General features: G+C 58.4%; 18 protein-coding genes. 9 read left to right on the forward strand and 9 right to left on the reverse strand.

What is annotated here, in order from left to right; genetic code table 11:
- Positions 1 to 33: 33 nt before the first annotated feature.
- From AC2FNR_RS20640 to AC2FNR_RS20660, 5 genes are all read right to left on the reverse strand, one after another.
- The gene (locus tag AC2FNR_RS20640) at positions 34 to 477 is read right to left on the reverse strand and encodes a MaoC family dehydratase (protein WP_170352332.1); all 444 of its coding nucleotides are present in this window, start codon (positions 475 to 477) and stop codon (positions 34 to 36) included.
- A gap of 100 nt (positions 478 to 577) precedes the next feature.
- A complete protein-coding gene (locus AC2FNR_RS20645; protein ID WP_496851164.1) occupies positions 578 to 1453 on the reverse strand; it encodes a TIGR01459 family HAD-type hydrolase in 876 nt (291 codons plus the stop codon).
- 106 nt (positions 1454 to 1559) lie between these two features.
- On the reverse strand, positions 1560 to 2636 hold the full coding sequence (locus tag AC2FNR_RS20650) for a DUF389 domain-containing protein (RefSeq protein WP_496851165.1): 1077 nt from the start codon (positions 2634 to 2636) through the stop codon (positions 1560 to 1562).
- A gap of 131 nt (positions 2637 to 2767) precedes the next feature.
- A complete protein-coding gene (locus AC2FNR_RS20655) occupies positions 2768 to 3688 on the reverse strand; it encodes a manganese-dependent inorganic pyrophosphatase (protein ID WP_170756422.1) in 921 nt (306 codons plus the stop codon).
- Positions 3689 to 3788: 100 nt separating this feature from the next.
- A complete protein-coding gene (locus AC2FNR_RS20660; RefSeq protein ID WP_496851167.1) occupies positions 3789 to 4769 on the reverse strand; it encodes a TraB/GumN family protein in 981 nt (326 codons plus the stop codon).
- A 137-nt stretch (positions 4770 to 4906) separates the two neighbouring features.
- On the opposite strand from AC2FNR_RS20660, the gene AC2FNR_RS20665 reads away from it, so the two are divergent.
- The 6 genes from AC2FNR_RS20665 (at position 4907) to AC2FNR_RS20690 (ending at position 10706) form a co-directional block, all read left to right on the forward strand.
- A complete protein-coding gene (locus tag AC2FNR_RS20665; protein ID WP_496851168.1) occupies positions 4907 to 5581 on the forward strand; it encodes a DUF2161 domain-containing phosphodiesterase in 675 nt (224 codons plus the stop codon).
- A 152-nt stretch (positions 5582 to 5733) separates the two neighbouring features.
- Positions 5734 to 6021 (forward strand): co-chaperone GroES, encoded by a 288-nt coding sequence (gene groES, locus AC2FNR_RS20670; RefSeq protein ID WP_170352338.1) that lies wholly within the window; start codon positions 5734 to 5736, stop codon positions 6019 to 6021.
- Positions 6022 to 6078: 57 nt separating this feature from the next.
- The gene (gene groL / locus AC2FNR_RS20675) at positions 6079 to 7719 is read left to right on the forward strand and encodes a chaperonin GroEL (RefSeq protein WP_480549186.1); all 1641 of its coding nucleotides are present in this window, start codon (positions 6079 to 6081) and stop codon (positions 7717 to 7719) included.
- A 184-nt stretch (positions 7720 to 7903) separates the two neighbouring features.
- Complete coding sequence (locus AC2FNR_RS20680; RefSeq protein ID WP_496851171.1) at positions 7904 to 8746, forward strand: DMT family transporter; 843 nt, start codon at positions 7904 to 7906, stop codon at positions 8744 to 8746.
- 38 nt (positions 8747 to 8784) lie between these two features.
- Entirely contained in the window at positions 8785 to 9558 is a 774-nt protein-coding gene (locus AC2FNR_RS20685) for an alpha/beta fold hydrolase (protein ID WP_209194924.1), read from the forward strand.
- Positions 9555 to 10706, forward strand: coding sequence for an alpha-D-ribose 1-methylphosphonate 5-triphosphate diphosphatase (locus AC2FNR_RS20690; protein ID WP_480867863.1), 1152 nt, complete (start codon positions 9555 to 9557; stop codon positions 10704 to 10706). Before AC2FNR_RS20685 ends, AC2FNR_RS20690 begins: the two co-directional genes overlap by 4 nt.
- 60 nt (positions 10707 to 10766) lie before the next feature.
- Here the strand turns inward: AC2FNR_RS20690 and AC2FNR_RS20695 are convergent, their stop codons facing one another.
- The 4 genes from AC2FNR_RS20695 to AC2FNR_RS20710 form a co-directional block, all read right to left on the reverse strand.
- On the reverse strand, positions 10767 to 11834 hold the full coding sequence (locus AC2FNR_RS20695) for a 5-(carboxyamino)imidazole ribonucleotide synthase (protein WP_496851174.1): 1068 nt from the start codon (positions 11832 to 11834) through the stop codon (positions 10767 to 10769).
- A gap of 3 nt (positions 11835 to 11837) precedes the next feature.
- Positions 11838 to 12593: an NAD(P)-binding domain-containing protein gene (locus tag AC2FNR_RS20700; protein WP_496851176.1), complete on the reverse strand. Its 756-nt coding sequence runs from the start codon at positions 12591 to 12593 to the stop codon at positions 11838 to 11840.
- Complete coding sequence (gene purE / locus AC2FNR_RS20705; protein ID WP_170352345.1) at positions 12590 to 13075, reverse strand: 5-(carboxyamino)imidazole ribonucleotide mutase; 486 nt, start codon at positions 13073 to 13075, stop codon at positions 12590 to 12592. The genes AC2FNR_RS20700 and purE overlap by 4 nt, the downstream gene beginning before the upstream one ends.
- A gap of 65 nt (positions 13076 to 13140) precedes the next feature.
- Positions 13141 to 13365: a YdcH family protein gene (locus tag AC2FNR_RS20710; protein ID WP_170352346.1), complete on the reverse strand. Its 225-nt coding sequence runs from the start codon at positions 13363 to 13365 to the stop codon at positions 13141 to 13143.
- Between AC2FNR_RS20710 and AC2FNR_RS20715 the strand changes: the two genes are divergently transcribed.
- The 3 genes from AC2FNR_RS20715 to AC2FNR_RS20725 are packed head-to-tail and all read left to right on the forward strand — an operon-like array spanning position 13364 to position 14172.
- A complete protein-coding gene (locus AC2FNR_RS20715; RefSeq protein WP_496851178.1) occupies positions 13364 to 13510 on the forward strand; it encodes a hypothetical protein in 147 nt (48 codons plus the stop codon). The genes AC2FNR_RS20710 and AC2FNR_RS20715 overlap by 2 nt on opposite strands.
- Positions 13511 to 13528: 18 nt before the next feature.
- A complete protein-coding gene (locus AC2FNR_RS20720) occupies positions 13529 to 13942 on the forward strand; it encodes an Hsp20 family protein (RefSeq protein ID WP_496851180.1) in 414 nt (137 codons plus the stop codon).
- A 5-nt stretch (positions 13943 to 13947) separates the two neighbouring features.
- Positions 13948 to 14172 carry a DUF1150 family protein gene (locus AC2FNR_RS20725; RefSeq protein WP_170352348.1) on the forward strand — a complete coding sequence of 75 codons (225 nt, stop codon included), beginning with the start codon at positions 13948 to 13950 and terminating at the stop codon, positions 14170 to 14172.
- Positions 14173 to 14182 lie beyond the last annotated feature (10 nt).

Genomic DNA, 14182 nt, shown 5'->3' on the forward strand with positions numbered 1-14182 from the left:
GGGACTGCGAGGCAGGTTCAAGGGTTTGAGACGTCAGTCGAACTTGCGCGATGGTGCCAGCACCATGGCCTCGCCCATCAACACCTTTTTGCCGTCCACCGCACAGTGGCAATCCAGCTTGACCCGTCGCTTGGCAAAGTCGATGTCGATCACCTTGACCTCGGCGTAGACCATGTCACCGGGGCGAACGGGGGCCAGGAATTTCAGCGACTGCCCCATATAAACTGTGCCGTGGCCCGGCAGTTGTTCACCGATCACGGCCGAGATCAGGCCGGCCGTCAACATCCCGTGGGCAATGCGCCCCTCAAAGATTGTGTCGCGGGCATAGTCGTCATCTAGATGCACGGGATTACGGTCGGTCGAGACCTGCGCGAACATTTCGATATCCTCGTCCGTCACCACTTTGCGCAGGTGGCGGGTCATGCCCATTTCGATGTCTTCAATACAGATCGTGCCGCGCGGAAGATTGTCCAACATGTCACCCTCACTCGATTTCAGTGGGCAACAAAAAAACCAAAGTCACCCAAGTTGGGTAACTTTATTACTTCGCAACTGCAGAAAATCAAGTCTTTTCTGACTAACGTAGCCGTCCGATCGTATAGGTGGGGTTGATGTTTTCCCTTGCGATATAATCGGTTAAGGACTCGTGGTGCGGATGGTGCGACGTTTTGGTTTCCGCCGCAGCCAGTCCGCCCGAAATGAACAGAGAATCAATCCCCTCACCCATGCCCCCCAGAATGTCGGTATGTGGGCCGTCGCCGATGACCAGAATATCCCCATCCGAGATATCGTGACCCAGCTCCTGCATCCGCCGCCGCGCCAGATCATAGATCGGCGGATGCGGCTTGCCGAAGTAAAGGCTCTCGCCCCCCATCTCGGTGTAGAGCTTGGCCAAAGCGCCCGCACACCATTCCCGAACCTCGCCCCGGTCGACCACGATATCTGGATTGGCGCAGAGAAGTTTCATGCCCTTCTGCTTGGCATAAAGGAAATCCGCGCGGTTGACGTCAGGGTCGGCCATTGGATCGAATGGTCCACAGCAGACAATCCCTTCGGCCTGATCCAGTGGCACACGCTCGATTTGAATTGGGTGGTGCAAAATCTTCAGTGGCTCGAAAAAGCCAGCATCGCGCGCCCATTCTCCCATGAAGTAAACTTTTTCGCCTACAGCGCCTCGAAACATAGCTGAGCGCGCCGAGTCTCCGCTTGTGGCGATCGTATCATATGCATCGTTGGGAACGTTGAATTGTTCCAGTTGCTCGGCCACCCCCGCGCGGGGCTTGGGCGAGTTGGTGACCAGAACAACAATGCCCCCTTTGGCGCGATAACCTTGAAGCGCTGCCACGGCTTCGGGATAGGCGGTTATGCCGTTATGCACACAGCCCCAGAGGTCGACAAACAGCGCTTTGTAGCGATCGGAGATTTCATCAAGTTTGTGAATAATCTGAGTCATTGAGCTGCCCCCGGGGGTCTGGAGTCGAAGTTGTGCCAGCTATGTCAAAGCTTCGGTCTTTTGACCATCCCAGCTGCAAATTTTCTGAATGAATAGCCTTATGCGATCAGTTGTCTTCACTGATTTCCTCGACGTCTGGTGCCTGTTGAACGTTTTCAGTGCCTAGAATGACCTGGGCGCCGATCCTGTTCTGAAAGCGAACGACAAGCAGATAACCCGGCCCCAACTCGTTGCGCAGCACGTCGACTAGGGGGTTCTCGCGCAGGCTTTCCGGAAGGAGGCCTGCGATTGAAGACACCTTGAACGCGGCTTCAATTGGCAGGTCAACGATCAGCCAGATATCGGCTTGCTTGCGTTGAGCGTTGACGTCGACGCGAATAATCTCGACCGAGACTGGGTCAGCCCAATCGCGAATTGTCTGCGCCAATTGCGCTTCGGTCCGGGTTTCCAGATAGCGGTTATATGTCGACTTGCCCAATTGAATGACAACGAAGGTCAAGAACGCCAAGGTCACAACGACGCTGGCAGTAAAGTTCAGCCTGCGACGCCCCTTGCTGAAAACCACCGAACGAGCAGCGTACACGATGTAGACCGCGCAAGCCGATAGGATGATCGCCCCAAGGTTTGTTGCGAACAGCAAGCCGGCCTCATAAGCTTCAGCCGCTTCTTCAAAATACATCAATACCCCCGAGGCGGATAACGGGGGCACCAAAGACACGCCGATCGCAGCACCTGGCAGCAGGCTAACTTCTGATCGATTTATCTGCACATACGCTCCGGCGACGCCAGCCGCCAAGGCAACGATCAGATCTTCAGTTCCGGGATCGGTACGCGCCAGAACCTGATCTGGGATCAGAATTCCGCGGGGAACATCGGCGATATAGACAAGAAACCAGGCCAGAAAGACGCAGATAACTGCCGCCCCGCTTACAATCAGGGCAAGCTTAAACGCACGTCCCAACCACCCCATGACCATCGAGGCAGCTATCCCCAGTATCGGTGTCATCAACGGTGCGACCAACATGGCGGCAATCACCACTGCGCCTGAATCGCGAAGCATCCCCATGGTCGCGATCACCACCGACAATGTCAAAAGCATCGCAAATCTGCGCCAGTAGGCCGCTCGGTCATGCCCTTCGAACCGAAGGATGTCCCTGGTGGTGCTGAATTTTCGTTTACTCATTCCTGCGACCAAGACCCAAGCAAGACTATCCGCACCAGACTATCAACGGATACGCTCTATGCAAAATCTTGTGTCTTAACGAAAAAAAGGCGCCCCGATACAGGCGCCTTTTGTTTGTGGTGCTACGAAGATCACACTTTGAGGTTGGGGATGATCTGCTTTTTCCGGCTCATGATTCCGGGCAGAACCACGGCGTCGCCGTTTACTGACGCACCAAAGCTCTTCTCGGCCACGCCTTTCACAAGGTCATTGGGCACAAGCAGGGTGGCTTCTTCGTTGAGGATGTCGACGACAAACAGCAATACCTGATCAACGCCGTCTTCCTTGGCTACGTCCACCATTGACGCGGCTAGGCTGGCTTTGCGGTCCAGAACGACGCCCGGAGCGGTGGTTTCTAGGACCGAGACGCGGAACTTGGTGCCGTCAACTTCGTATTCCTTGCTGTCCATGCGGATTAGTTCGGCGTCCGAGAACGAGGATACGTCCGATTTTGCCGCGAACATGTCAGCGGCATAGGCCGAGACGTCCAGACCCAGCTCAGCCGCCAGTTTCTCGGCCACTGCGCGGTCATGCGCGGTGGTGGTAGGCGAGCGGAACTCCAGAGTGTCCGACAGGATGCAGGTCAACGCTGCGCCTTTGACGGCGTCGGGCATTTTGGCCGCGTCGTCGCCCATCAGGTCAACCATGATGGTCGCGGTGCAGGCCAGCGGGCGCACGGTGATGTCGATTGGGCCTTTGGTTTCCAGACCGCCAACCAGTTTGTGGTGGTCGATGATGGCGCGAATGTCGGCGCTGTTGACGCTGGCAGGCAGTTCGGCGGGGTTGTTGGTATCAACGATGACAACTGGCGCGTCCGCGTCCACGTCTGCGATGATGCGCGGCTTGGGCAAGTCCCAGCGCTGCAGCATAAAGGCGGCCTCGGTGTTGGGTTCACCTAGCAGCACGGGTTCGGCCTGTTCGCCTTTGACTTCGTTCAGGTACCAAGACCACAGGATCGGAGAGCCGGTGGAATCGGTGTCGGGGGATTTGTGTCCAAATACGAGGGTTGTCATGTCTGCGTCCTGAGGAAGGTAAATTTGCGCGCCTTATAGGGCGGTCCGACGCGCTTGTCACCCGCCCCCGCGTAAACTGCGACGAAGGGTAAATTTTGCCTTAGAACGGCGCGCGTTCCAAGGTGTAGCCAGCTTGTTGCAATTGGTTCAGAAGGCCGAATTCGTCAGCAAGATGACCCGCGCCAACGGCGATGACTGCTGTTTGGTCCTGAATATTCAGAATATGCTGCATCCAGTTGTTGTTGCGCCCGACGAGCAGCTGATCTTCAAAGCTGCCCCATTCCTCGTCAAAGACATCTTGTGACAAGCCCGAAGTCTCGAGCCCCTGTAGGCGAGCAAAGTGAAGAATCTCGCCGTGTTTTTCCTCGATATAGGCGTTGACCATCGTGGCAAGCTGATCTTCGCTGCTTTCAAAGGCGCTGGCCATTCGCACCAGGGACTGAACCTGCTTTTCCAGCGGATGTTCATTGAACATCGCCATCAGTTCTTCGATTTCTTCCAGTGAGTACTGCGGTTTTCCGAGTTCGACAGCCAGATCAGTCAGGCGTGCATCCATGCCATAGCTAGCATCTTCGTCTTGGGTCATACATGGCGGAACACCCAACATCATGCTCAGGAACCATGGGCGCATTTTGGCGGCCATCCAACCGGGGATGCCTCGATCGGCCAATCCGGTGGACAGGGCGGCCCAGTCTTCTTCAGACATCAGGTCAATCAGAGTTGGGCCCGAAGTTATCAGAACAGGGCTGAGGTCTTGGGCAAGCTGTTGCTCGAATCCGTCCATCTTGTCCTTGGTAACTTCGAAATAGAACGCGTCCGCGTCGGACAGGGCAGGGGCCAGACGTTCCATAATGGCGTCCATGCGTGGATCATTCGTGTGCAGTGTTCCGATCATGTGCAGCACTGTATCGCCTTTGGTCGCGATCCAGTGGTTGCCTTCAGAAAACGGGGTGCCGCTTACCGCCTGATCAAGCTGCGCCCGCATGTCAGCAGAAAGATCCGGCCGAAGGTCTCGCCCTTCGCAGGCCGCATAGGCTGCCAAAGGAAAAAACAAAAAAGCAACAAAGAACAAGAAATGCATCAGGATCATCCCGTATTAACTCGCTACGTATATGTGGCGCGACCTTGCCTTGGCCAAGTGTTGGGTTCAAGCAAGTTGACCAATTGTCGGCGTTTTCTGTGTCTGGCATTCCACAATAAATCACTTAGCATGGCGCCATGGACCGTGAGCAGGATCTCTATCCCCCCATAAAAGCGCTGTTGGAGCGTCAGGGTTATACCGTCAAGGGTGAAGTGGGCGCGGCCGATATCGTGGCTGTGCGCGCAGGTGATGAGCCTGTTATTGTCGAGCTGAAACTGCGGTTTACTCTGGCCTTGTTTCATCAGGCGGTGGCGCGTTTAAAAGTTACGGATCAGGTCTATCTGGGCGTGTGCAAGCCTACCGGGCGCAGTGCGCGTCGGGCACTGAAGGATAATCTGGCCATGTGTCGACGTTTGGGGCTGGGCTTGATCACCGTTCGCGCGGATGGGGCCGTCGAGGTGCAGTGTGATCCGGGTCCTTATGCCCCGCGCAGGAACAAAGCCAAAGCGGCGCGACTGCTGCGCGAGTTTGATCGGTTGGAGGGTGACCCAAATGCAGGCGGGGCTACGCGGCATGGGATTGTCACTGCCTATCGTCAGGATGCGCTGAAATGTGCCGCTCATCTGGTGGAATGCGGAGCGACCAAAGGAGCCGAGGTTGCCAAGGCAACGGGTGTGACCACCGCCACCCGCCTAATGCGAGAGAACCATTACGGCTGGTTTGAAAAGGTCGACAAGGGTGTTTACGCCCTGACCGATGCCGGACAAGAGGGTCTGAAACACTGGGCTTACAGTCGGGATCAGCCCGAATAGGGGCCGCGGTTCAAAAAATCCTTCACGGCTTGTTGACTCGGGGAATTGCACCCCCTAGCTATGCGTCGTTATCACTCGACAAGCATGAGTGCTAACGCCCCGCCATCCGGCGAGGGGAGGATTAACAACTTTGAGCCCAAGGAGCTGCAAAGATGGCATTGAAACCGCTTCATGACCGCGTGCTGGTTCGCCGTACCGAAAGCGAAGAAAAAACCGCAGGCGGCCTGATCATTCCTGACAGCGCAAAAGAAAAGCCCAGCGAAGGCGAAGTCGTCGCAACCGGCGAAGGCGCACGCAAGGACAGCGGCGAGCTGATCGCAATGGCTGTGAAAGCTGGCGACAAGATCCTGTTCGGCAAATGGTCGGGCACCGAGGTTCAGGTCGACGGCGAAGAGCTGCTGATGATGAAAGAAAGCGACATCATGGGGATCATCGAGTAAGGCCCTCGCGCTTCACTCTGATCTTCATCTACAACTAATTTCTCAAGGAGAAACGACATGGCTGCAAAGGACGTCAAGTTCGACACCGATGCCCGTAACCGGATGCTGGCAGGCGTAAACATCCTGGCCGACGCGGTTAAAGTGACCCTGGGCCCCAAAGGCCGCAACGTGGTTCTGGATAAATCCTTCGGCGCACCGCGCATCACCAAAGACGGTGTTTCGGTTGCTAAGGAAATCGAACTGGAAGACAAGTTCGAAAACATGGGCGCGCAGATGGTGAAAGAAGTCGCCAGCCGCACCAATGACGAAGCCGGTGACGGCACCACCACCGCAACCGTTCTGGCCCAAGCCATCGTGCGCGAAGGTCTCAAGCAGGTTGCTGCTGGCCTGAACCCGATGGACCTGAAGCGCGGCATCGACCTGGCGACCGCCAAGGTTGTTGAAGGCATCAAAGACGCCTCGCGCGAAGTCAAAGACTCGGCAGAAGTTGCTCAGGTTGGCACCATCTCGGCCAACGGCGAAGCCGAAATCGGCCAGCAGATCGCAGACGCGATGCAGAAGGTTGGCAACGAAGGCGTTATCACCGTCGAAGAAAACAAAGGTCTGGAAACCGAGACCGATGTTGTCGAGGGTATGCAGTTCGACCGTGGCTACCTGTCGCCTTACTTCGTCACCAACGCAGACAAGATGATCGCAGAACTCGACGACTGCATGATCCTGCTGCACGAAAAGAAACTGTCCTCGCTGCAGCCGATGGTTCCGCTGCTGGAGCAGGTGATCCAATCGCAGAAGCCGCTGCTGATCATTGCCGAAGACGTTGAAGGCGAAGCGCTGGCAACTCTGGTTGTCAACAAACTGCGCGGCGGCCTGAAAATTGCTGCTGTCAAAGCACCGGGCTTCGGCGATCGCCGCAAAGCCATGCTGCAGGACATCGCAATCCTGACCGGCGGTCAGGTCATCAGCGAAGATCTGGGCATGAAGCTCGAGTCCGTCACCATGGACATGCTGGGCACCGCCAAGAAAATCGAAATCACCAAAGACGAAACCACCATCGTCGACGGTGCTGGCGAGAAAGCCGAGATCGAAGCACGTGTTGCCCAGATCCGCACTCAGATCGAAGAAACTTCGTCGGACTACGACCGTGAGAAGTTGCAAGAGCGCGTTGCCAAACTGGCAGGCGGTGTTGCTGTTATCCGTGTCGGCGGCATGACCGAAGTGGAAGTGAAAGAGCGTAAAGACCGTGTGGACGATGCTCTGAACGCGACTCGCGCTGCTGTGCAGGAAGGCGTTGTTGTAGGCGGTGGTGTTGCTCTGGTTCAGGCCGGTAAAGCACTGGAAGCTCTGGAAGGTGCAAACGCTGACCAGAACGCAGGCATCAACATCGTTCGTAAGGCAATCGAAGCGCCGCTGCGCCAGATCGCTGAAAACGCAGGCGTTGACGGTGCAGTTGTTGCTGGCAAAGTCCGCGAAAGCGGCGACGCCGCGTTCGGCTTCAACGCGCAGACCGAAGAATATGGCGACATGTTCTCGTTCGGCGTGATTGACCCGGCCAAAGTTGTCCGTACTGCACTGGAAGATGCAGCATCGGTTGCTGGCCTGCTGGTCACTACCGAAGCAATGGTTGCCGACAAGCCCCAGAAAGACGCACCCGCTGCAGGCGGCATGCCCGACATGGGCGGCATGGGCGGCATGATGTAAGCACGTCAAATTCGCCCCGGCGAATTTTGACGAGCCCGACAGGCGCTTGGCCAAAAGGCCAAGCTGCCGGAAGGGAAGCCGCAGAGCTTAGGAACGGGGTCGCCTTTGGGCGGCCCCGTTTCGTTTCAATCCTCGCGCCAGATTGTGAATGTGCAAACGGCCCTAAACCCATTATGCGGTTGTTATGAAACTGTTCCTGTTGACGGCCCTAACCATGGTTGCCTTTGCGGCCAACTCCATCCTGAACCGGCTTGCCATCGACAGCGGGGCAAGCGATCCGGCCGGATTTGCCACTGTGCGCGTACTGGCCGGGGCGTTGGTTCTGGCCGCGCTTGTTTTCCTCAAAGGGGGACATCTGCCGCTTCGGAATATGCGGCGGATCGCAGGGGCAGGGTCATTGTCATTATACATGATCGGGTTTTCGATTGCCTATCTGACGCTGGATGCGGGATTGGGCGCGTTAATCCTGTTTGGTGTCGTGCAGATCACGATGTTTGCCGTGACCTCTGTTACCGGGGCCCTGCCTACCGTGCGCCAGATCGCTGGCGCGGTGATCGCGCTGGCAGGATTGGCCTGGGTGCTTTGGCCCACAGATCAGGTGCACGTCAGTCCGGTTGGCGCGACGCTGATGACAGCCGCCGGGATCGGGTGGGCGATCTATTCGCTGGTTGGTCGGTCCGAGCCGGATGCTCTGGCCGGGACTGCGGCGAATTTCGTGGTCGCTCTGCCGGTGACGGCGTTAGCCTTGCTGACCGTCGGGGGCGATTGGCAGATGACTGGCTCGGGATATGTGCTGGCGGCTGTGTCGGGCGGTGTCACCTCGGGGATGGGCTATGCGCTGTGGTACCGCGTATTGCCGCAACTGGCCCCGACCACGGCGGCGGTGGTGCAGTTGAGCGTGCCGATCATTGCCATTTTGGGCGGTGCGGTTCTGTTGGGTGAGGTCGCCAGCTTGCGCCTGATCTTTGGTGCGGCACTTGTGCTGGGCGGCATCGCGCTGGCTGTTCTGCGCCTGAAACCGCGCTAGGGGTTTCATCACTCGCGCTTAGGGCTTATCTGGCCGCTATGAGAGTTCTGCTGACCTTAATTCTGTTCCTTCTGCCGGTTGCGGCCCAAGCGAAATGCGTAGTGCTTTTGCACGGGCTTGCGCGGACCGAGGCGTCTTTTACCGTAATGGATCAGTTGTTCAAGGCGCATGGTTATACGGTTGTGCGACCGGGCTACCCCTCGACCGACTTGCCAATCCCGGACCTTGCGAACCAGACCCTGCCGGATGCGTTCGCGGCTTGTGGCGAGGATACGGTCAACGTGGTGGCTCATTCGATGGGCGGCATCCTGCTGCGCTATTGGCTGCAGGACAACATGCCCGAAAATCTGGGCCGCGTGGTCATGCTGGGCCCGCCCAACCAGGGCAGCCAATTGGTGGACGAACTTAGCGCCTATGAGGTGTTCGGCATGTTGAACGGCCCCGCCGGCCTTGCGCTGGGCACCGGCCCCGAGGGCCTTCCGCGCATGTTGCCGCCGGTGGATTTTGAATTGGGCGTGATTGCGGGCAAAGACACACTGAACCCACTGTTTTCCTCGATGATTGATGGGCCGGATGACGGCAAGGTTTCGGTCGAAAGCACCAAGGTCGCGGGCATGAAGGACCATATCGTCCTGCCAGTGACCCACACTTTTATGATGAATAACCCGCGCGTCATGGCACAGGCGCTGCACTTCATCGAATTCGGTCAATTTGATCCTCAGATCACGTGGCTGGACGGGGTGCAGGATATCATCGACGAGATCTGCATCGGGCAGGATTGCTCCGAGCCCGAGTCGGAGCGTTCCGAATGAGCACATTGAACCTGACCCTGACCGGCGCAGAGGTTCTGCTTCCGGAGGATGGCCTGATCCCGACCGACCTGTTCTTGGCGGACGGTGTGATACAGGCGGATGCCACCGGGCGCCCTATTGATCTGTCCGGCTATCTGGTGCTGCCGGGCATCATCGACCTGCACGGCGACGGGTTCGAACGCCACATCGCCCCGCGCCGGGGTGCGATGAAACAGATGGACGAAGGCATCCTCTCGGTCGAGGCCGAACTGGCCGCCAACGGCATTACCACCGCCGTTCTGGCGCAGTTCTACAGTTGGGAGGGCGGCGTGCGCGGCCCAGCATTCGCTGGTCAGGTGTTTGATGCGATTGCCTCGGTTAAAGGCCGTGTGGTGACCGACCTGGTTCCCCAACTTCGGTTTGAGACGCATATGCTGAACGACTACGCCGGTCTGCCCGAAAAGATCGCCGCTTGGCAGGTGCCCTATGTGGTGTTCAATGACCACCTGCCGCATGACCGTCTGGCCGAAGGGCGCAAGCCACCGCGCTTGACCGGACAGGCGCTGAAAGCCGGGCGCAACCCGGACAAACATTTTGAGATGCTGCTCTCCATGCATGCCCGTTGCGGTGACGTTCCGGCGGCGCTGGATCAGCTGTGCGCGACATTGGCGGGGCAGGGGGTGCGCATGGGCAGCCATGATGACGCCACCGCCGAAACCCGGGCAGACTGGCGCGCACGCGGGGCGCAAATCTCGGAATTCCCCGAAACGCTCGACGCGGCTGAGGCCGCGCATACCGCAGGCGACCATATCATTCTGGGCTCGCCCAATGTGGTGCGCGGCGGATCGCACAAGGGCAATGTCAGCGCGCTGGACCTGATCACGATGGGACTGTGCGACGCGCTGGCCTCGGACTACCACTACCCAAGCCCGCGCCGCGCGGCGCTGATGCTGGCCAAATCGGGCCTGTTGGATATGGTCGGGGCCTGGGCGATGGTTTCTTCGGGGCCCGCGAAGGTGCTGGGCCTGACCGACCGGGGCACGCTGGCCCCCGGAAAACGCGCCGACCTGACCATTCTGGACAAAAACACCCACCGGGTCGCCGCAACAATGGCCAGGGGTCGGATCAGCTATATGACCGGGGATATCGCGGCCCGGTTCTTCAACTGATCCGCGCTTCATCTGGCTAAAAATACCTCCGCCGGAGGCATCGCGCGTCCGCGCGATTTCTCAGCGCACGATACGGTTGAAGTGCCCCATCTTACGACCAGCCTTAACCTCGGCCTTGCCATAAAGATGCAGTGCCACGTCTCGTTCCTGCGCCAGCTCAGGCACACGGGTTATGTCGTCACCGATCAGGTTCTCCATCACCACATCCGAATGCCGCTGACCGTCGCCCAAAGGCCACCCGGCCACCGCGCGGATATGCTGCTCGAACTGATCCACCGCGCAGCCATTCTGCGTCCAGTGGCCCGAATTATGCACGCGCGGCGCGATCTCATTCACGATCAGGCCCTGCGGCGTCACGAACAGCTCAACCCCCATCACGCCCACATAGTCCAGTGCGTTCAGGATATTGGCTGCCAACAGCACTGCATCCGTGCGTTGCGCCGAGCGCAGGCGAGCGGGCACCGTCGTCGTGTGCAGGATGCCATCGCGATGCACATTCTCGCCGGGGTCAAAGCAGGCGACCTGCCCATCCAACCCGCGCGCCGCGATGATCGAGACTTCGTGGCTGAACTCCACAAACCCTTCCAGGATCGCAGGGGCGCCCGCCATATCGGCCAAGGCGGTCTCGGCATCCCCGGGTGCGCGCAGCCGGGCTTGCCCTTTGCCATCATACCCAAAGCGGCGGGTTTTCAGGATTGCAGGCGTGTCGATCTGATCAATCGCGGCCTTCAGGCTGTCGAGATCGGTGATATCTGCGAAAGGCGCGGTTTGCAGGCCCAGCCCTTGCAGAAAATTCTTCTCGGTCAGGCGGTCCTGACTGACCCGCAGCGCCTCACGCCCCGGACGGATCGGGCGATGCGCCTCAAGCAGGTCCAGCGCTTCGGTCGGAATGTTTTCAAACTCATAGGTGATGACATCGACGGACTCGGCGAAGGAGCGCAGGGCGTCGACATCGTCATAGGCTGCCGTGGTCACCCGGTCGGCCACCTGACCGGCGGGCGGGTTGGCACCGGGTTCAAAGATATGGGTCACAAACCCCAGTCGAGCCGCCGCGACGGACAGCATCCGCCCCAGCTGTCCACCACCGAGGATGCCAATCGTGTTGCCGGGTGCAAGCATGTCGGTCATTGTTCAGGTCTCCAACCGTTTGCCGATTGCCGTCAGGGCGTCGCGCAGCGCCTTGTGGGCCTTGTCCGTTTGCAATGCCTGCGTCATCTGCAAGCTCAGAGTTCCGTCTGTTGCCAGCGCATCACGTTCTGCAGCAAGCCGACCCGCCCGATCCTTTTCCGTGGACGCAAGAAATCCTGCTATCAACTGGGTCGTATAGAACTCGGCTCCGTCAGCGTCACCAGTCTGTTCGGCTAGCCATTTCGAGCCGGTTGCCAACAAGTCCAGAACACCGGGAACCATCGCGCAGATCGCAAAATGGGCATTTAGCGAGGCTTCATTTGCGACTTTAACAACCGGGTTCTCGGGTGAGACCAGATTGGCCAACAACTGATCATTTCCAAAAGCTGCCATGGGGCAGCCGCCGTTTTCCAAAAAGCCCAGAGGGATTGTTTGCACGAAATCCTCCGCCGGAGTGCAAAGCGATCTGAGGTCCGCTTCGGACACCGCCGCCATAACCGATACGATCCGATGATCGGGGCGAAAGCTCAGAGGTTCGAGCACATCAAGCGCGGCTTGAGGTCGAAGGCACAGAAACACGACGTCGGATTGGTCGATCACTGATTGCGGGTCGCCGACGGTTGCGTTGATGTCGACCTTCAGCGCTGCCGACACGGTGGCGTTACGCTCGGTCACATAAATCTCATGCCCCTTGCGTGCCAGCAACCGTGCAATCGGCGCTGCTATATGGCCAGTTCCAATGAACCCGACGCGGCTCATCCTTGCGGTTCTTCCGGGATCGAGGCTGACAGGGCATCGCGCCACGCGTCCAGACGGCCCGCCAAAGCGTCATCCTGCAGTGCCAGAATACCGGCTGCCATCAGGCCCGCATTGGCCCCACCGGCGGCGCCAATCGCCATGGTTGCCACCGGAAACCCTTTGGGCATCTGGACGATGGAATAAAGCGAATCGACCCCCGACAGCGCCCGCGTCTGCACCGGAACACCGATCACGGGCACGCGGGTTTTCGAGGCCATCATGCCAGGCAGATGTGCTGCCCCTCCGGCACCGGCGATGATCACATGCAGACCACGCGATACGGCGGTCTTGCCATAGTCCCACAACCGGTCAGGGGTGCGGTGGGCGGACACGATGCGCTTTTCATAGGCTATGCCCAATTCGTCCAGAATATTGGCGGCTTCTTTCATCGTGGGCCAGTCCGACTGGCTGCCCATGATGATCCCCACTTTCACGTCGCTCATCCGCTTATGTCCCTGCCTTCTGAGAGAGCGCGCACTATAGCCAAATCCGCATTCGAGGCAATGTGTCAGGCGATGATATCGGGGGTCAGGCGGTCTTCGATCAGACGGATGATGTCTTTCAGCCGCAATTTCTGCTTTTTCAAACGCTTGATGGTCAGTTGGTCGGCCGTACCGGTGCCTTGAAGTGCCTCAATCGCTTCGTCCAGATCACGGTGCTGGCGGCGAAAAACCTCCAGCTCGACCCGCAGAACGTCATCAGTTTTCATCGAAAGATCGGTGGGGGCGTTCATGGCCGACTCAGTGGTTATTGTGGTGCTTGTCACACAAGATAGTGTGTCAGGGTTTATCCTGCCAGACCTTGTGGACATCTGGCTACATTCCCATATTCTATTTTACGCGGTTGCCAAAACGGGGCCGCACCACACGTCGCTTTGACAATAAAGGACGAAATACGTGTCTAAACTTACCTTGGGCTCATACCCGCATCTTTTGGGGTTCGAGCAACTGGAACGCCTTTTGGAACGGTCTGCAAAGGCCGGAAATGAAGGATATCCGCCCTACAATATCGAACAGACCTCGGACTTTTCGTATCGGATCACGCTGGCCGTGGCCGGGTTTGCCGAGCAGGATCTGTCGATCACCATCGAGGATCGCCAACTGGTGATCCGGGGCCGTCAACGCGACGACAGCGAGGGGCGCATATTCCTGCATCGCGGCATCGCGGCGCGTCAATTCCAGCGCATGTTCGTGCTGGCCGACGGGGTTGAGGTGGGCGAGGCGATCATGGAAAATGGTCTGCTGCATGTGGATCTGACCCGCGCTGTGCCAGAATCCGTGGTGCAAACGATCAACATAAGAAAGGGGTAAGAGCAATGAATACACCGATTGAACTGAACGCTGAGGGCGACCGGATCGTCTATGTCAAAACGGTTGAAGTCGCCGATTTGCCAGAAGAAATGCGCGAGCAGGCAGGCGATCTGGATCAGATATATGCCGTCCATGATTCGGATGGGCAACGGCTGGCTTTGGTCGCCGACCGTAAGCTGGCCTTCAACCTCGCGCGCGAGCATGACTTCTCGCCGGTGGCCGTGCACTGACACGGCCCTT

The sequence above is a fragment of the Ruegeria sp. SATB045 genome, from assembly GCF_059613525.1.